The organism is Allofournierella sp. (assembly GCF_017889395.1).
Lineage (GTDB): Bacteria > Bacillota > Clostridia > Oscillospirales > Ruminococcaceae > Allofournierella.
This window is the reverse complement of record NZ_JAGHKE010000047.1, coordinates 1-18,345: the sequence shown is the minus strand read 5'-3', so window position 1 is coordinate 18,345 and position 18,345 is coordinate 1. Positions and strand designations below refer to the sequence as shown.

General features: G+C 59.2%; 15 protein-coding genes and 1 riboswitch. Of the genes, 3 read left to right on the top strand and 12 right to left on the bottom strand.

Going from position 1 to position 18,345, the window contains the following annotated elements; translation table 11 throughout:
• Positions 1–690, bottom strand: a 690-nt coding sequence (locus tag J7G73_RS07380) for a DUF1266 domain-containing protein (RefSeq protein ID WP_291245779.1), incomplete at its 3' end; no start/stop codon positions are given.
• A 27-nt stretch (positions 691–717) separates the two neighbouring features.
• A complete protein-coding gene (locus J7G73_RS07375) occupies positions 718–2,052 on the bottom strand; it encodes an MATE family efflux transporter (RefSeq protein ID WP_291245781.1) in 1,335 nt (444 codons plus the stop codon).
• A 266-nt stretch (positions 2,053–2,318) separates the two neighbouring features.
• Here J7G73_RS07375 and J7G73_RS07370 point away from each other — a divergent pair, with 266 nt between their 5' ends.
• Positions 2,319–3,260: a rubredoxin-like domain-containing protein gene (locus J7G73_RS07370; RefSeq protein WP_367113964.1), complete on the top strand. Its 942-nt coding sequence runs from the start codon at positions 2,319–2,321 to the stop codon at positions 3,258–3,260.
• Between the two features lie 135 nt (positions 3,261–3,395).
• Here the strand turns inward: J7G73_RS07370 and phoU are convergent, their stop codons facing one another.
• The 5 genes from phoU to J7G73_RS07345 all read right to left on the bottom strand — a co-directional run bounded on the left by phoU (position 3,396) and on the right by J7G73_RS07345 (position 7,795).
• On the bottom strand, positions 3,396–4,049 hold the full coding sequence (phoU, locus tag J7G73_RS07365; RefSeq protein ID WP_087294206.1) for a phosphate signaling complex protein PhoU: 654 nt from the start codon (positions 4,047–4,049) through the stop codon (positions 3,396–3,398).
• Between the two features lie 17 nt (positions 4,050–4,066).
• Positions 4,067–4,828, bottom strand: coding sequence for a phosphate ABC transporter ATP-binding protein PstB (gene pstB / locus J7G73_RS07360; protein ID WP_276871452.1), 762 nt, complete (start codon positions 4,826–4,828; stop codon positions 4,067–4,069).
• Between the two features lie 13 nt (positions 4,829–4,841).
• Entirely contained in the window at positions 4,842–5,693 is an 852-nt protein-coding gene (pstA, locus tag J7G73_RS07355) for a phosphate ABC transporter permease PstA (protein WP_291245778.1), read from the bottom strand.
• Complete coding sequence (gene pstC / locus J7G73_RS07350) at positions 5,690–6,562, bottom strand: phosphate ABC transporter permease subunit PstC (protein ID WP_291245777.1); 873 nt, start codon at positions 6,560–6,562, stop codon at positions 5,690–5,692. Before pstC ends, pstA begins: the two co-directional genes overlap by 4 nt.
• A gap of 348 nt (positions 6,563–6,910) precedes the next feature.
• The gene (locus tag J7G73_RS07345; protein ID WP_291245776.1) at positions 6,911–7,795 is read right to left on the bottom strand and encodes a phosphate ABC transporter substrate-binding protein; all 885 of its coding nucleotides are present in this window, start codon (positions 7,793–7,795) and stop codon (positions 6,911–6,913) included.
• A gap of 482 nt (positions 7,796–8,277) precedes the next feature.
• Between J7G73_RS07345 and J7G73_RS07340 the strand changes: the two genes are divergently transcribed.
• On the top strand, positions 8,278–9,345 hold the full coding sequence (locus J7G73_RS07340) for a branched-chain amino acid aminotransferase (protein ID WP_291245775.1): 1,068 nt from the start codon (positions 8,278–8,280) through the stop codon (positions 9,343–9,345).
• Positions 9,346–9,427: 82 nt separating this feature from the next.
• On the opposite strand, the gene J7G73_RS07335 is transcribed toward J7G73_RS07340, so the two are convergent.
• Complete coding sequence (locus J7G73_RS07335; protein ID WP_291245774.1) at positions 9,428–10,177, bottom strand: amino acid ABC transporter ATP-binding protein; 750 nt, start codon at positions 10,175–10,177, stop codon at positions 9,428–9,430.
• 19 nt (positions 10,178–10,196) lie between these two features.
• Positions 10,197–11,837 (bottom strand): ABC transporter substrate-binding protein/permease, encoded by a 1,641-nt coding sequence (locus tag J7G73_RS13695; protein WP_367113963.1) that lies wholly within the window; start codon positions 11,835–11,837, stop codon positions 10,197–10,199.
• A gap of 153 nt (positions 11,838–11,990) precedes the next feature.
• A riboswitch (Lysine riboswitch) is annotated at positions 11,991–12,168 on the bottom strand.
• Between the two features lie 117 nt (positions 12,169–12,285).
• Here J7G73_RS13695 and J7G73_RS07320 point away from each other — a divergent pair.
• Positions 12,286–14,376, top strand: a complete 2,091-nt coding sequence (locus J7G73_RS07320; RefSeq protein WP_291245773.1) for a metallophosphoesterase — start codon at positions 12,286–12,288, stop codon at positions 14,374–14,376.
• A 41-nt stretch (positions 14,377–14,417) separates the two neighbouring features.
• On the opposite strand, the gene J7G73_RS07315 is transcribed toward J7G73_RS07320, so the two are convergent.
• From J7G73_RS07315 to J7G73_RS07305, 3 genes are all read right to left on the bottom strand, one after another.
• Positions 14,418–15,455 carry a M42 family metallopeptidase gene (locus tag J7G73_RS07315; protein ID WP_291245772.1) on the bottom strand — a complete coding sequence of 346 codons (1,038 nt, stop codon included), beginning with the start codon at positions 15,453–15,455 and terminating at the stop codon, positions 14,418–14,420.
• Positions 15,456–15,479: 24 nt separating this feature from the next.
• Entirely contained in the window at positions 15,480–17,402 is a 1,923-nt protein-coding gene (locus J7G73_RS07310) for an NAD(+) synthase (RefSeq protein ID WP_291245771.1), read from the bottom strand.
• A 327-nt stretch (positions 17,403–17,729) separates the two neighbouring features.
• Positions 17,730–18,345: transposase (locus J7G73_RS07305; protein ID WP_291245770.1), on the bottom strand; the 616-nt coding region annotated here is incomplete at its 5' end.

Sequence of the window (18,345 nt, the reverse complement as noted above, 5' to 3'; positions counted from 1 at the left end):
CTCCTTGTCCACCTTGCCCTCCTCGGCCATCTGGCCCCGGAACATGTCGTAGCAGGCGCCGCACAGGTAGCCCGCCGCGTATTCCAGGAAGCTGTCGTATCGGTCCGAAGCCGCGGAGGCCAGCGGCCGGGCCTTCTGCCAGAACTCCTCCTCGGTGATGATGCCCGCCGCCAATGCCGCGCGCCACATTCCCAGCCGCTCGGCACAGTCAAAGGCAAAAAAGCCCTTGCGCCCGGCGATGGGAGCCAGCAGCTCTGCAAAGTCTTTGCAGGCGGTGAAGAGGAATTTCCCCCGCTCGTCCAGCGCATTCACATCAAAGCAGGGGCGTCCCTTCCAGAAACTGCGGAACTGGGTGTAGTCGTTCTGGGTGTTGTATTCCGCTTCGGCAAAGGCCGCAAGGCCCTCTGCGTCGTCCGCGCCGTAGAGCTTGCGGCAGTGTTCCCGCACCGCGGCGGCGTCGCCGCCGTCCCGGCCGCAGAGGAACAGACGGTCCGCGCCCATGGCCCCGGGGATACCCGGCACCTTGCGCAGAGCCGCCGGGCCGGTGAGCAGCAGCGCGAACCGGTCCGGCTCGCAGGGAGCGGCTTCGCCCTGCCCCTGAGCCTTCATCTGGTCCAGAAATTCCAGCAGCGCCCCGGCCAGGTCGTAGGTGTCCCGGCGCAGGGGCCGTTTGTGATTGAATACGTTCATGTACCTTCTCCTTTTTTATGATACCGTTCAGGCCCGGTATTTTGTCTTCCATTTGCCGCTGACAAACCGCCCCACAAAGAAGGCGCTGCGGCAGACCCAGTCGATGACCATGGCGATCCACACGCCCACGGCCCCCATGCCGAAGCCGATGCCCAGCACGTAGCTGAAGCCCAGCCGCCAGATCATCATGCTGGCGATGCTCACCACCATGGTAAAGCGCACATCGTTGGCGGCGCGCAGGGCATTGGGCAGCACAAAGGACACCGGCCACAGCACGATGCCGCAGGCGCAGTGGATGAGCACCAGCATCCAGGCGATCTGGTAGGTTTCGGCCGAGATGTTGTAAAGCCCCAGCAGAAGCGGCATGCCCAGAATCACCAGCAGGTTGAGGGTGCCGTCCACCACATAGGTCAGGCCCACCAGCTTTTTGGTGTAGCCGATGGCGGCCTTCTGATCCTGTGCGCCGATGCACTGGCCCACCACCGTGATGAGTCCCAGGCCGATGGCCTGGCCCGGGATGCAGCCGATGCTGTCCAGATTGTTGGCCACCGCGTTGGCGGAGATCTGCGCCGTGCCGAACACCGAGATGATGCTCACCACCAGCACCCGGCCCAGCTGGAACAGGCTGTTCTCGAAGGCGGAGGGGATGCCGATGTTCAGAATCCGCAGCGCCAGCCCCTTTTTCAGCCGCAGGCACTGGGCGGAGCGCACATGCACCCGGTTCATGGGGTTGGAGGCCCGCCACAGAATCAACCCGGCGGCAAGGGTACGGCTCACCAGCGAGGGCAGGGCCACACCGGCCACACCCAGCCCCAGGCCGAACACACAGATGGCGTTGCCCGCCACGTTCACCACGTTCATCAGGATGCTCACCTGCATGCTGATCTTGCTGTTGCCCATACTGCGGAACAGGGCCGCACCCGCGTTGTACAGGGCAATGAAGGGGTAGGATGCCGCCGAAATGCGCAGATATAAGAGCGCCGCATCCATCACCTCCGGCTCGATCTGCCCGAACAGAAGGCGCAGCAGCGGCCGGGCAAAGGCCAGGGCCACCACCATGAAGCCCACGCCCGCCAGCGCTGCCAGATGAAACAGCTGGCCCGCGCTGTTTTTCGCGCTGGGCACATCCCGCGCGCCCAGATACTGGCTGATGACCACCGCACCGCCGGTGGCCAGCGCCGCAAAAATATTGATGATGAGCACGTTCAGCATATCCACCAGCGATACGCCGGAGATCGCCGCCTCGCCCACGTAGGACACCATCATTGTGTCCGCCATGCCCACCGTTACCGCCAGAAACTGCTCCACCACCAGCGGAGCCAGCAGCCGGGCCAGATCCCGCCGGGTAAACTGCACGCGCATTTCGCCTGCCGTTTTTTCCACTTAACACACTTCCTCACACCCGTTTTTTTCACCGGTTTCTTTCTTGCCTCATTCATTTTAGGCCCGGCGGCGGCCAAATGCAAGGGTGCCCGGCAGACAAAGAAAAGCGGCGGGTGAAACTTTCTTTTTTATTTTACACAAAACCTATTGTTTTTTGCCCTCTGTTTGCTATACTGATAATATATCCTAAATACACCCCCATAACGGTGCGCGGCCGCTGCCGCGCGGCAAAGGAGAGCATAAAAATGGATGTTCGTTTCTTTTTCAGCATGTCTTACGGCGTTTACATCGTGACCAGCATGAACGGCGAAACTCCGGTGGGCTGCACCGCCAACAGCGCCATGCAAATTACCGCCGAGCCCGCCACCATCGCGGTGAGCATCAACCACGACAACCTGACCCACAAGGCCATTTCCGAGAGCGGCATGTTCGCGCTGAATGTGCTCAGCGAGGCCAGCGACCCGGGCCTGATCGGCGGCTTCGGCTTCCGTTCCAGCCGCGACGTGGACAAGTTCGCCGGTGTGGCCTGGCACTACGAGCAGGGCCTGCCCGTTCTGGAGGACACCATGGGCTGGGGCCTGTGCAAGGTGATCGACAAGATGGAGACCGAGACCCACACCGTGTTCCTGGGCAAGGTGATCGATACCGGCGTGTTCGCCCAGACCGCCCCCGCCATGACCTACGAGTACTACCACAAGGTCATCAAGGGCTCCAGCCCCAAGACCGCCCCCACCTACGTGGCTCCCGAAGCGGTGGCCGAGCTGCCGGTCACCAAGACCCAGTGGGTCTGCACCGTCTGCGGCTACATCTACGAGGGCGACCAGCTGCCCGCCGGCTTCACCTGCCCGCTGTGCGGCGTGGGCCCCGAGTTCTTCGAGAAGAAGAGCGTGGAAGTGCCCGCCGATGAGGTCAAGCCCGCTTCCGCCTCCGGCACCAAGTGGGTGTGCACCGTCTGCGGTTATGTCTACGAGGGCGACGAGCTGCCCGAGGGCTACACCTGCCCGCTCTGCGGCGTAGGTGCCGAGTTCTTTGAAAAGCAGGCCGCTCCCGCTGCGGACACCGACGAAAACACCGAGTGGGTGTGCTCGGTCTGCGGTTACGTGTACGAAGGCGCCAAGCTGCCCGAGGGCTACACCTGCCCCCTGTGCGGCGTGGGCGCCGACCAGTTCGAAAAGCGCAGCAAGTAACTCCGATTTTTTCAAAAGGCGGTCCGGCGCATTGCCGGGCCGCCTTTTTTGCGTTCAAACCAATGGAAAAAGCCCCGGCGAGATCCGCCGGGGCTTTTTCCGTGCTGTGTGTATATGCAAAGAAAACGAAAAGGTTTAGTTGTCGACCAGCTGGCCGCTCACGATGTAGACCACCCACTCCGCCAGGTTGGTGGAATGGTCGCTCATGCGCTCCAGGTACTTGGCGATCATCAGCTGATCCACCCGCTGACGCACCTCTTCCGGGTGCTGCTGCATCCGGGTGCACAGCTCCTCGCCCACCTGCAGGAAGTAATCGTCCTGCAGATCGTCCTGCCCGATCACGGCGCGGGCCTTCTCCTCGCTCAGCTCCACGAAGGCATTCACGGTGTCCTTCACCATGGTCTTCATCAGGCAGAACATCTTCTCCATGGGAGCGGGCAGCTCCACGGCGGGCTTGGCCGCCAGCTGGATGATGTACTCGGAGATATCGCTGCAATGGTCGGCGATGCGCTCCAGATCCGAGATCATGCGCATGATGGAGGCAATGCGCCGCCAGTCACCGGCCACCGGGGTCTGGGTGAGCACCAGCTCCAGGCAGGCTTTTTCAATGTTGCGTTCCATCTGGTCGATGGTTTCGTCGCCGTCAATGATGGCCTGAGCGGTCTTCATGTCCAGCTTCTGCAGGGCCTTCCAGGTCTGGTCAATGGAAGTCTCGATGGTCAGGCCCATCTGCTTCACTGCGTCGTACAGCGCCTGCAGGTCGTTGTTGTAATTGATGCGTGTCATCATAGTATCAGATTCCTCCCTTAGCCGAACCGTCCGGTGATGTATTCTTCCGTCTTGGGGTTCTTGGGATTGGCGAACAGCTCCCTGGTGGGGCCGTACTCGATCAGAGAGCCCAGCAGGAAGAATGCGGTCTGGTCGGAAATACGGGCGGCCTGCTGCATGTTGTGGGTAACAATGACCACCGTGTAGTCCTTCTTCAGCTCGTCCATCAGGTCCTCGATGCGCAGGGTGCTGCCCGGGTCCAGAGCACTGGTGGGCTCATCCATCAGCAGCACATCCGGCTGCACCGCCAGCGCGCGGGCGATGCACAGGCGCTGCTGCTGGCCGCCGGAAAGACCCAGCGCGCTCTTCTTCAGCCGGTCCTTCACCTCATCCCAGATGGCGGCGCCGCGCAGGCTCTTCTCCACCAGCTCATCCAGCTCCTTCTTGCTGTGGTTGCCGTGCAGGCGGGGGCCGTAGGCCACGTTGTCGTAGATGCTCATGGGAAACGGATTGGGCTTCTGGAACACCATGCCGATGCGGCGGCGCAGGTCGGTCACGTCCACATCCTTGTCCAGGATGTTCTTGCCGTGGAACAGAGCCTCGCCGGTGATGCGCACATTGGGCACCAGGTCATTCATCCGGTTCAGGGTCTTTAAGAAGGTGGACTTGCCGCAGCCGGAGGGACCGATCAGGGCGGTGATCTTCTTTTCGGGGATGGCGATGTCGATGCCCTTCAGCGCCTCGGTCTCGCCGTAATACAGATGCAGGTCCTTTGCCTGCAGGATCGCATTTTCGCTCATGTTGGCTGCTCCTTTACTTCTTCTGCTTCATTTTAATCTGTACCAGACGGGTGGCCATGTTGATCAGGAATACCAGGATCAGCAGGATGGCCGCAATGGCGAAGGCCACCTCGAACTCGCCGCGCTCGGCGGCGTACATGTACAGCGCGACGGACAGGGTGCCGCCACCCCGGGTGTAGGCATCAAAAATGTTGGAGGCGATGATGGTGGCGCTGCCCGCGGTGAACAGCAGGGCGGCGCTTTCGCCCACGATACGGCCCACCGCCAGGATGCAGCCGGTGATGATGCCGCTGATGGAGGAGGGCAGCACGATGGTGCGGATCATGTACCACCGGGTGGCGCCCAGACCCAGCGCGCCCTCCCGGTAACCGGCGGGCACGGTCTTCAGGCTCTCCTGGGTGGTGCGGATGATGGTGGGCAGAATCATAATGACCAGGGTCAGGCTGCCGGACAAAAGGCTGGAGCCGAAGCCCAGCATCTGCACGAACACCAGCATACCCACCAGGCCGTAGATGATACTGGGGATACCGGCCAGAGTCTCGGTGGTGAACTCCACCACCTTGATGAAGGTCTTGTTGGTGGCGTACTCGGTCAGGTAGACCGCCGCGCCCACGCCCAGAGGCAGGGCGATGATCAGGGTCAGCACAATGATGTAAAGGGTGTTGAGCAGGTTCGGCAGGATGCCGATGGTGTCCTTAATGACACTGGGTTTGGTGGAGAGAAGCTGCCAGCTGATGTTGGGGATGCCCCGCACAAAGATGTAGCCCAGCAGAGCCACCAGAACGGCCACGGTCAGGAAGGCGCTGCCGTAAACCAGCACCTTCAGCACGGTTGCCTTTGCTTTACGTTTTGCGGAATGGCTCACTGTTTCTCCCCCCGTTTCAAAAAGGTATTGAGCAGCCAGTTGATCAGCATGATGAACACGAACAGAACCAGGCCGATGCTGAACAGGGCCTGCTTCTGCAGGCTGCCGTCCGCCGCGTAGCTCATCTCGCTGGCCACGGCGGTGGTCAGGAAACGCACGCTCTTGAACAGGCCGGGCATGTTGGCCACGTTGCCGGCCACCATCATCACGGCCATGGCCTCGCCCACGGCACGGCCCGCGCCCAGCACGATGCCGGCCACGATGCCGCTGCGGGCAGCGGGCACGCTCACCTTGAACACGGTCTCGATCCAGGTGGCGCCCAGGCCCAGGCTGGCCTCCTCATACTCGGGCGGAACGGCCCGCAGGGCGGTCTCGCTCACCGAGATGATGTTGGGCAGAACCATGATGGCCAGCACCAGAATGGCGCTGAGCAGGCAGCTGCCGCTCTTCAGCTCCAAGGCCTTCATCACAGCGGGCACCAGTACGATCATGCCGATCAGGCCGTAGACCACGCTGGGGATGCCGGCCAGCAGCTCCACCGCAGGCCGCACCAGAGCGGCCAGCTTGGGAGGTGCCAGCTTTGCCAGGAACACGGCGGTGAGCACGCCCACCGGCACGCCGATGATCAGCGCGCCCACCATGCCCCACACACTGGTCAGGATGAAGGGCAGGATACCGAACTGGGGCTCGGACGCGGTGGATTTCCATTCGGTGCCCAGCAGAAAGTCCACCGGGCCGATCTTGATGATGGCGGGCAGGCCGGCCCACACCATGTAGATGGTGATGAGCGCCACCGCCGCGATGGAGACCATGCCGCAGATAAAGAACACTGCGTTCATGATCCGCTCAATGCTCTGTTTCAGTTTCATAGCGCTTTTCCTCTTCGTTACTCGCTTTACACACACTGCGGTTTTTCCGCAAAAAAGCCGCCGGAATCTGCGTGGATACGTATTTTCCGGCGGCGGGTTGCCTAACTCTTGGGCACCACCGCACAATTCACGCCTTGCGGCTCAGGTGGCGCATCACCCCAAAATTTTCCGCCAGGTTTTCCAAAAATGCTCGTCAATCCAGCCAAGGATTGTCTGCGCTTTTTGGTTCACCTTGCAAAAAATTTTCTGGCGCGCTCCACCACCTGGAATCATGCGGTGCTGCCCCTACTTCATTTCGCCGGCATGCCGACCTTTGAGGGTGTCAGGCGAAGGCATATAGCCTTCTTGTTAAACCATGGGTACCGCGCCGGCGGCAGCGATCAGCTCAGCGGCTTCCTCGCTCAGAGCGAAGTCGTAGAAGGCCTGAGCCTGAGCGCTCAGCTCCTCGCCCTCCTTGGTGGCGAACACGAAGGGGCGCTGGATCTTGTAGCTGCCGTCCTTGACGGTCTCCTCGCTGGCGGCAACGCCGTCCACGGTGACCATCTTCACGGTGTCGTCAACGCTGGCCAGAGAAACGTAGCCGAAGGCGTTGGGGTTAGCGGCAACACCGGCCAGAACGGCGCCGGTGCTGGTCAGCTCCTGTTCGTAAGCGCACTTGTCTTCCACGCCAACGATGCTCTCGAAGCCGTCGCGGGTACCGGAACCAGCCTCACGGCCGATCAGGACCACGGGGGCGTCAGGGCCGCCCACCTCGCTCCAGTTGGTGATCTCGCCGGTAGCGAGCCCCGCGATCTGCTCCAGGCTCAGGTCCGTGGCGGTGTTCTCGGTGTTTACCACGATGGCGATGCCGTCCAGGGCGAAGGTGGTCTCCTTCAGGCCCTTGGAGATCTCCTCTTCCTTCAGAGCGCGGCTGGACAGGCCGATGTCCAGGGTGCCGTCGGCGGCACCGGTCACGCCGGCGCTGCTGCCGGTGGGATCATAAGTAACGTCCACGCCGGGGTTGGCTTCCATGAAAGCCTCGCTCAGAGCGCCGATCACCTTCTCCACGCTGGTGGAGCCGCCGGTGGCTACCGCGCCGCTCAGGTCGGCGGTGGTCTCTTCGGCAGTGCCGGCGGTGGTGGAACCCGCGGTGGAACCGGTGGTGCTGGTGGTGGCGGTGCTCTCAGAGCCGCCGCAGGCTACCAGACCGGCAGCCATAACACATGCAATAGCCATTGCCATAAAACGCTTCATTTTCATTTTTCTCTTACTCCCTCTTCGTCTCAATTCATTCCAATGAATTTCTTCCGCTCTCCCCGCTCCTGTGGGGGCGGAGTTTCGGTCTCGCTTGCGCTTCGCTTTCCCGCGAAACTGGTATCATTATACCGCCCGGTTTGCAAAATCCGCCCGCATGGTTCGGTTAGGCTTTTGTTAAACTGCCCAATCTTTTTGTAAAGAAATTTTACAAAACCACGAAACCTCGCCCTTTCGGCCCGGCGCAATGTTAAGTTTATGTTTGTGAGAAATTTCACCACCCCGCAGCCCGGCATTCCGGCCAACTCCGGCGGCTTTCCTTATTTATATAGGCAGCCGGCGGATTCACTCTATTAAATCACCCTTTTAAAGTAAAAAAGTCTTGACGAAAGCGCCAAACAGGTTCTATAATGGTCACATTATAAAAGCCAATCACAGGCGGCGGCGCATATCCACCGGCCGCAAAAGGGAGGACCTGTTTCATGTTGGAGATTAAAGTAACTAAAACCACCACACCCAAGGCAAAGCCCGATGAGAACAATCTGGGCTTCGGCACCCATTACACCGACCATATGTTCCGCATGGACTACACCGAGGGCCAGGGCTGGCATTCCGCCCGCATCGAGCCCTATCAGCCCATCTCGCTGGACCCTGCCGCCATGGTCTTCCACTATGCCCAGGAGAGCTTTGAGGGCATGAAGGCCTACCGCACCGCCGAGGGCCAGGTGCAGCTGTTCCGCCCGGAGAAGAACGCCGAGCGTCTGCAGAGCACCCACGAGCGTCTGTGCATCCCCACCATCCCGGTGGAGGACTTCGTGCAGGCCGTGAAGGCTCTGGTGGATGTGGACCGTGACTGGGTACCCAGCGCCCCCGGCACCAGCCTGTATCTGCGCCCCTTCACCATTGCCACCGAGCCTCACCTGGGCGTAAAGCCCAGCGAGACCTATGCCTTCATCATCATCGCCTCTCCCTCCGGCGCCTACTACGCCGAGGGCCTGGACCCGGTGAAGATCTACGTGGAGGATGAGTATGTGCGCGCCACGCCCGGCGGCACCGGCTTCATCAAGTGCGGCGGCAACTACGCGGCCAGCCTGGCGGGCCAGATGAAGGCCCACGACCTGGGCTACAGCCAGGTGCTCTGGCTGGACGGCGTGGAGCGCAAGTACGTGGAGGAAGTGGGCAGCATGAACTGCTTCTTCAAGATCGACGGCGTCATCCGCACCGCCCCCACCGTGGGCACCGTGCTGCCCGGCATCACCCGCATGAGCTGCATCGAGCTGCTGCGTGACTGGGGCTACACCGTGGACTGCGACAGCCGCCTGTCCATCCAGGAGGTCATGGACGCCGCCCATGCCGGCAAGCTGGAAGAGGTGTTCGGCACCGGCACCGCCGCGGTGGTCAGCCCGGTGGGCAAGCTGTACTACGAGGGCGACGAGGTGACCGTGAACGACGGCAACATCGGTCAGGTGACCCAGCGCCTGTACGACACCCTCACCGGCATCCAGTGGGGCGTTCTGCCCGACGAAAAGGGCTGGATCGTGAAGGTCTGATTGCTTCCTTTTCAACACAAAGCAAAAAGGCATCGGGAATTTTCCCGATGCCTTTTTGCTTGTTTTGTTTTCTGTTTGAGGCTCAGCCCTGCCGGAAGCGGGCCAGGAACTCGGCGGTGCGCTCACTTTTCGGCTGCTCGAACAGCTGGGCCGGTTCGCCCTCCTCGCAGATCACGCCGTCGGCCATGAACACCACATGGTTGCTCACGTCCCGGGCGAAGGCCATCTCGTGGGTGACCACGATCATGGTCATGCCCTCGGCGGCCAGCTTCTGCATTACGTTCAGCACCTCGCCCACCATCTCCGGGTCCAGGGCGCTGGTGGGCTCGTCGAAGAGCAGCAGCTCCGGCTCCATGGCAAGGGCGCGGGCGATGGCCACACGCTGCTGCTGGCCGCCGGAAAGCTGGCTGGGCTTGGCGTTCACATATTCGGCCATGCCCACCTTTTCCAGGTAGAACAGAGCCTTTTTCTCCGCCTCGGCCTTGCTGCGCTTGAGCGCCTTGCGCTGGCCCAGCATGCAGTTCTCCAGCACGGTCAGGTTGGAGAACAGGTTGAAGGACTGGAACACCATGCCCACCTTGGTGCGGTAGGCGGGGATGTTGGCACTCTCGCCGATGTTCTGCCCGTGGAACAGAATCTCGCCGCCGGAGGGAGTCTCCAGCAGGTTCAAACAGCGCAGCAGTGTGGACTTGCCGCTGCCGGAGGGGCCGATGATGGTGGTCACGTCGCCCTTGCGCACGGTGAAGTTGATGTCCCGCAGGATCTCTCGCGGGCCGAAGGATTTATTCAGGTGGCGCACCTCTACAATGGCGCCGGTTTCGGTGGTATTCATCTTGCTCGTCCCCCTTTTCTCACAGGTCCAGGTTGCCGGTGCGCGGCTTGCCGTGCTCCACATAGGGAGGGGCGTTCAGGCCGCCGGTCTGCTTCACCAGCGTGTAGCTGGATTCGCCGTCCATCCGCTTTTCCACCCAGCGCAGAATGGCCGAGCAGACCAGGGTCATCCCCAGATAGATGGCCATCTCGATCACTGCCGAGGGGAAGTAGGCGTAGGTGGCGCCCACCACGCCCTTGTGGATGCTGAACAGCTCGGCCACGCCGATGATGAACAGCACGGAAGTATCCTTGATGTTGATAATGAGGTTGTTGCCGATCTGGGGCATGATGTTGCGCAGCGCCTGGGGCAGAATGATGCTGGTCATGGTCTGCACATGGGTCAGGCCGATGGCCTTGGCACCCTCGGTCTGGCCCACCGGGATGGACAGAATGCCGCCGCGCACCGACTCCGCCATGTAAGCGCCGGTGTTCACCGACACGATCACCAGAGCGGCGGTCCACATGTCCAGATTCCAGCCGAACAGGAAGGCCGCGCCGTAGAAAATGAGCACCGCCTGCAGGATCATGGGGGTGCCGCGGAAGACCTCCACATACACCCGCAGCACAGCGCGGGCCGCGCCCAGCAGTACCTTCTTGCCCAGACCGTCCCGCTTTTCCAGGGGGATGGTCTGCACGATGCCGCAGCCAAGGCCGATCACACAGCCGATGGCGGTGCAGATCACCGCGATCACCACGGTGATGCCCGCGCCCTTCAGGTAGCTGGTGCCGTAGTTCTGCAAAAGATACCCGATCTGGCCAAAGAAGCCCTCGGGCAGGCCGTCGCTCAGGGGCTGGATGGCGATGGCCTCATCCATCATGGCGCCAAAGTCGTCCTCGGTCATGGTGTTCAGCACGCCGTTAATGGCATCCTTCAATTCGGTGTTGCCCTTCTGCACCGAGATGCCGATGTTCACATCCTCGCTGGAGACCACGAAGTTGTCCTCGCTGTCGTTGAAGTCCAGCAGCACGAAGTCGCTGTAGGCGTTCAGGGCCGCCTTGGCGGTGGGGATGTCGGTGACCACCAGATTTGCCCGGCCGGTCTCCAGCGCCATCAGCATGGCGGGGGCGGATTCCTGGGGGGTAAGGATGGTGCCGTCCGGGATCTGGGGCAGACAGCCGTCGTACCAGATGGTGCCCAGCTGACTGGTGGCGGTGGCGCCCGCCAGCTCGCTCAGGCCCTGGGCCTGGGCATAGGGGCTGTCGACCCGGGTCAGACCCACGATGGAGGCGTAGAAGTAGGGGGCGGTGAAATCCACCGACTCCAGCCGTTCACTGGTGATGGACTGGCCCGCAATCACACAGTCCACGGTGCCGCTCTGCACGGCGGGCACCAGCGAATCCCAGTCCAGCCGCACGATCTCCAGCTCCATACCCAGAGCCTCGGCGATCTTCTTGGCCATCATCACATCGTAGCCGTTGGCGTAATCGGCGCTGTCCTTGATGGGCACCGCGCCGTTGGAAGAATCCGGCTGGGTCCAGTTGTAGGGGGCGTAGGCACATTCCATGGCCACGGTCAGGGTGTTGTCGTCCAGCACGCTGCCCTCGGCCGAAACGGCCAGACCGCCGGGAAGGGCGGTAATCAGCAGCAGCGCCAGCACAAGGCTTGCGATCTTTTTCATTGTGTTTTTCCTCCTTTTGCTTTACCGCTGCCCGCCACGCAAAAAAACGGGGCTGCTTTCCTTTCGAAAAGCAGCCCCGCGGAAGTCTCTGTGCGCACCGCGAAGGAACGCGGCACGTTGCAGGCAGCCCCGGCCGGGCCGCCCCTTCGGTTTCCCTTGGATAGCGCTTCACGAAAAAACTTCGTGACAGTCCGGCGGATCTTCTCCGCCAGCCCAGGCAAGCGCACCCCAGACCGGGTTCGCTTCCTTCGGCGGTGTTTCCTTTCGGTGCGGCGGGGGTCTGCCCCGAATGCCGCGCGCTACTCTTAAACACCGCGCCTCTATCACAGCGATATGAATTTAGTTGCCATATTACTCTATTTTCCACAACTTGTCAAGTATTTTGACCCTAAAAGCTTTCTTTTATCATGTTGAAGTGCTACACTTTGGGGAAAGGAGGGCATTTTTGATGTTATACGACGAGTGTTTAAGGTTGGCAAAAGCCCCATCACCCCCTGCTGTCTTTCAAAATTCTGAGACTAATGCTCTTGCCTCATTATCTCCCATTTCCACATTACCTTCTTTGTTGGAATTCAATGAAACAGCCTTGAGTGAATGCTCTCCTGTATACTATATAAGCGATTTACATCTTGAGCATCAAATCGCCAACAAGTTTCCAGCCGGAGCAACAGAAAAGCAAGTCGAAAGATATCTTCAGACCATTGTCCGCAATCTATTTCCGGAAGCATTTCTAGAGGATATCGCCCACAACCTCAGCCCTATTGTTCTGTTTGCCGGGGACATTTGTGCTTCTTTTAAGCTTGCTGAATTGTTTTACACAAAGTTCATTTCTCACTGGGATAAACTGGAACGAGATTTTCATAGAACAAGACGGAAACAATTTATCCCCATACAGCAAGAGCTTGATTCTCTGTGGGCGCAGATAGCCGAACTCGAACAGTCTGTAAGCGAGTGGAGTTCTCATCACGGTTGGACAAAACGCGCCACAAAACCCTTGGATCAATATGGCAGTGTTCCCCCAGAAATACGTCAAGCTTCTTCCACATTAAGCACATTGAAAGAACAAGCTTCCTCGCTCCGATCCCAATTGCCTGATGATCTCTATTGGAATTCTCCATTTAAAAAACACTTCCACTTCGTATATGCCATTTTAGGCAACCATGAACTTTGGGATTTCAATAATTTAGATGACTGCATCCGCTCTTATCAAGACCTGTTTCAAAAACTCGAAATCTGTTTTCTGCATAATAACATTGCTTGGTTTGGCAAGACCAACGGTATATTCTGCAACGACTATACCCATCATCCACAATTGCTCATCGAGGACTCTGCTGTCGACAATGATTCTGCCATTGACGATGATTCTCACTATTACTCTCACATTTTTCAAAGCGTCATGATTGTTGGCGGAATCGGATTTGCGGGTTGTAATTCAAAGTTCAATGCAATCAACGGAATATATCAAAATGCATTATCGCGTCAGGAAGAAATCGAACAGTCGAATCTATGGCACAGCACCTATCTTTCTGCGCTTGCATCCGCAAAAGCGCAAAACAAACTTCTTATCGTACTGACTCATAATCCAATATCCGATTGGCAAGCAACTCCTGCCTTTCTGAGCAACTGCATCTATTTCAGCGGACACACTCATAAAAACCTCTTTCAAGCAGAGCCAAATCAAAACTTTTATTGCTATGCAGATAACCAAATCGGTTATCACGGCACACATTTTCATTTAAAGCGGACAAGTATTTATCGTAACCGAAACCCGTTCGCTGATTACCCTGATGGCTGTTATGAAATATCCAGCACCGATTATTTGGCCTTTTACAACTATATGTGCGAACCAATTGCCGGAAACGGTCGTGTCGAATATCAATTAAAACAAGGCAATTCACATTTTTATATGATCAAGTCAGAAGGATACTACGGCTTTTTCTTGACCAGCAAATCCGGCACTTGTATTTGCGCCGGAGGAAGATTAAAAAAGATTTCCAAAAGCTCAGATATCCGATATTTTCAGCTGAATTTCTCCAATATGATCCGCTCATATTGGAACGCTCTTTCCCCCTATCGAAAAGCTCAGGAAGAAATTTCGAATTATGTAAAACGATTCGGGGGAACTGGAACGATTCATGGATGCATCATCGACATAGACTTCTATTGCCATATTTTTCTCAGCCCGGAAGATGGAGAAATCACCTACTATTACTCTCCTTTTTATGGGTATATCGACGCCTATCCCAACCTTCTTGAACTTGTGCAAAGCAATAATCCGGAACTTGCTCAAAATCTCCTGAACTTGCTTTCCGGTTCAGGCACAGTCTCTGACGTTTCTTTTGCTGTATCTCATTCACATATTCATGATTCTTTCATTCCAATCGACATAAAAAACAGCCTGTATGCTGTTTCAAATCGACTAAATCAGCTTCAAAGACTTTTTGACAAGCACATTCTCCGGGCCTGGAATGACCAGCTTCTATTAGGTGCTGATTCTGATAATCCCCCCTCTCTTCCCAGCGAAAATCTCGAACAATAAAAAAACCGGATGCAAAAATCTCTTGCATCCGGTTTTCTTTATCACTCGATGTAGGCATTCAGCAGCTGGAAGGTGGCCATCATGCCCTTCACGTGGCTTCGCTCGTAGCCGTGGGAGGCGTACACGCCCGCGCCGATCAGGCCGTGGCGCACATCCGCGCCCGCCCGCAGGGTGGCTTCCACATCCGAGCCGTAGTGGGGGTACACGTCCACCGCATAGTCCACACCGGCGGCCTTGGCCGCTGCCACCAGACCGCTCACCACATCGTAGTGGTAGGGACCGCCGCTGTCCTTGGCGCAGATGGACACCTGATGCTCCTTGCAGGCCAGGCCCTCGCCCACGCAGCCCATGTCCACGCTGATGGCCTCGCCCACGCCTTCGGGCACCGAGGCGGAGCCGCCGTGGCCCACCTCCTCAAATACGGTGATGTGCTGCCACACCGCCCGCCGGGTGGTCTTGCCGCTCTCCTTCAACGCGCGGGCATAGCCCAGCAGGATGGCCACGCTCAGCTTGTCGTCCAGAAAACGGCTCTTGATGTAGCCGCTCTCGGTGACGGTGGTGCGGGGGTCAAAGCAGACGATGTCGCCATTTTCGATGCCCAGGGCGTGGACCTCGGCCTCGGAGAAGACCATCTCGTCCAGCAGAACCTCCATGGTGTCCCAGCTGCGCTCGGTCTTGGAGTAGTCGCCGTTCACATGCACCGAGGCATCGGTGAGCTGGCACACGCCGGTGTAGACCTTTCCGTCCCGGGTGTAGATGCGCACGTTCTCGGCCTCGGCGTTGTTGGGGTTCATGCCGCCCAGAGCGGTAAGCCGCAGCCGGCCGTTGGCCTTCACGCCGCACACCATGCCGCCCAGAGTATCCAGATGGGCCTCCTGCAGAATGCCGTCGCCGGGCATGGAACCGTCGCCCGCGCTCAGCTGCACCAGCACGCCGCCCTTGCGGGTGACCTGGGGCTCATAGCCCAAAGCCTTGTATTCCTTCACCAGATAATCCACCGCGTTTTTGGTAAAACCGCTGGGGCTGTCGATGGCCAGCACCGCTTTTACCTGATGGAGCATATATTCCTGATCGTTCATCTTGTTTTCCCTCCCGATAATCGGTTACAAAGTATTTTCCAGCTCCTCCACCTGGGCCAGCCAGAGGGCGGCGCAGGCGTCGCTGGGCATCCGCCAGTCGCCCCGGGGCGACAGGGTCACGGTGCCCACCTTGGGGCCGTCCGGCAGGCAGCTGCGCTTGAACTGCTGGGCGAAGAAGCGCCGGTAGAAGTTACGCAGCCACTGCACCAGCACCGCATCCTCATAGACCCCGGCAAAGGCCCGCTGGGCCAGCCAGAAGATCTTTTTGGGCGCAAAGCCCCAGCGGATGGCGTAATAGAGGAAGAAGTCATGCAGCTCGTAGGGGCCCACGATGGCCTCGGTCTGCTGGGCGATCTCGCCGTTCTCCTTGGCGGGCAGCAGCTCGGGGCTGACCGGGGTGTCCAGAATGTCCTGCAGCACCTCCCGCAGGGCGGGCTCGCTGTTGGCGGCCACGGTGGCCACGATATGCCGCACCAGCGTCTTGGGCACCGAGCCGTTCACGCCGTACATGCTCATGTGGTCGCCGTTGTAGGTGGCCCAGCCCAGCGCCAGCTCGCTCAGGTCGCCGGTGCCGATCACCAAGCCGCCCATCCGGTTGGCCAGGTTCATCAGCACCAGGGTGCGCACCCGGGCCTGGGTGTTCTCGTAAGTCACATCCAGCACCGACTCGTCGTGGCCGATGTCCGCAAAGTTGCTGCGCACCGTGTCCGCAATGTTCACCTGACGCAGGCTCACGCCCAGTGCCTCACACAGCTTCTCCGCGTTGGACTTGGTACGCTGGGTGGTGCCGAAGCAGGGCATGGTCACCGCGATCACGTCCTTGAGGGGCTTGTTCAGCAGCCGGAAGGCCCGGGTCACCACCAGCAGGGCCAGGGTGCTGTCCAGACCGCCGGAAATGCCGATCACCGCGGTGGCGGCGTGGGTGTGCTCCATCCGCTTGCGCAGGCCCTGGGCCTGCATCTCCAGAATAGCCTCGCAGCGGCGCATACGCTCGCTCTCGCCCGCGGGCACAAAGGGCGCCGGGTCCACCGGACGCACCGGCTGCCAGCTCTCGCAGGTGTCCGCCAGCTGCACGGTGGTGTAGCCCTCGTCGTTCACCGCCGCAAAGCTGGTGTTCTTCAGCCGCTCGCCCGCCAGCTTCTCCAGGTCCACCTCGCTGACGATCATGCCGCTGCCGAACAGCTCGGTCTGGGCCAGAATGGCTCCGTTCTCGCAGATCAGGTCGTGCCCGGCGAACACCAGGTCGGTGGTGGATTCGCCCCGGCCCGCATCCGCGTACAGATAGCCGCACAGCAGCCGGGCGGACTGACCCGCGATCAGCTGACGGCGGTACTCCGCCTTGCCCACCACCTCATCGCTGGCGGACAGATTCAGGATCAATGTAGCCCCGGCCATGGCGTGGCCCACGCTGGGGGGCAGCGGCGCCCACACATCCTCGCAGATCTCCACCGCAATTTTAAAGCAATCCGCCTTGGGGTGGCAGAACAGCAGCTTTGTGCCGAACAGCACAGTCTGGCCCAGAAGCTGCAGCGTGAAGGTCCCGACGGGGGCGGCGGTGAACCGGCGGCCCTCGTAGAACTCATTGTAGCTGGGCAGGTGGGTCTTGGGCACAAGGCCCAGCAGCCGCCCGCTCTGGCAGACGGCGGCGCAGTTGTACAGCTTGCCCCGCACCGCCAGCGGCAGGCCCACCACGAACACCACCGAGGTGTGGGCAGTGGCCCTCAGCACCGTGTCCAGCGCGTCCAGCGCGCCCTGCTGCAGCACCGGCTGGAAAAACAGATCCTCACAGGTGTAGCCGGTGAGGCCCAGCTCCGGCAGGCACAGCACCTCCACTCCCTGCCCGGCGGCCTCCTCCACCGCCCGGATGGTCTGGGCGGCATTGTAGGCGCAGTCCGCCACCCGGATGTCCGGCGTGGCACAGGCGGTTTTGACAAACCCGTATCGCATGGTGTGATCCTCTCCTCATCCCATTGTTTTAAAAATTCTTTTGTAAGTATAGCACATTTCGGCCCGGTTTTGAATGCGCCCGGCTCTGGCCTTTTGGGCAAATCTGTGCTATACTTTATTTCACTATCTCACAAAAGCAAGCAAAAGACCTGCTAATAAAAGTCAAGTGGAAATTTCAAAATATTGAATTCGAGAAAAAAGACCTGCTAATAAAAGTCAAGTGGAAATTTCAAAATATTGAATTCGAGAAAAAGGGCATACGAAATCAGGCCGCTGAACAATTCAAAATTGAAAGGGCGGCCGGCCAAGGAGGCATTTGGTATAGGTTTAGGCCTGTGTCTGTGTGTTTAGATAAGCAGTTACCGAGGCGTAATAAATACGCAGGAACTTGTTAGCAGACGCCATCATGTAGACCCGGTAAGGCTTTCCCTCGGAACGTTTTTTGTCCATGAATTGGTATACAGGTTCGCCCATAGGGGCGCTTTGCAGATAAACGCCCATCACAAGGAATAGTGTCCGGCGTAAAGCAGCGGAACCACGCTTGGAGATGCTGCGGCTACGGACATCCATTTGTCCGGATTGGTAAGGTGGGGCGTCAATGCCCGCAAAGGCGACCAAAGCCTTCTTGGAGTGGAATCGGCGCACATCGCCGATTTCAGCCATGAGTTGAGGTCCGAGGGTTGGACCAACACCAAACATCTCCATCACCACAGGATACTCCGGCAGAGAAGCCGCCAGGGACTGCATCTCCTGCTTGAGAGCAGCTAATGCGGCAGAAGTTGCCCGGAGTTGGAAAATGGCCTGTTCTACCAAAAGTTTTGCTGTATCCGTTTTCGGCATAACTCCGAAGTGTCCACAGGCGGAGGCATAAATGTCCAGCGCCTTATCTTCGCTGAAATGGTAGCCGTGCTTTCTGCACCACTTCTGGTACTTGGCGGCAAAG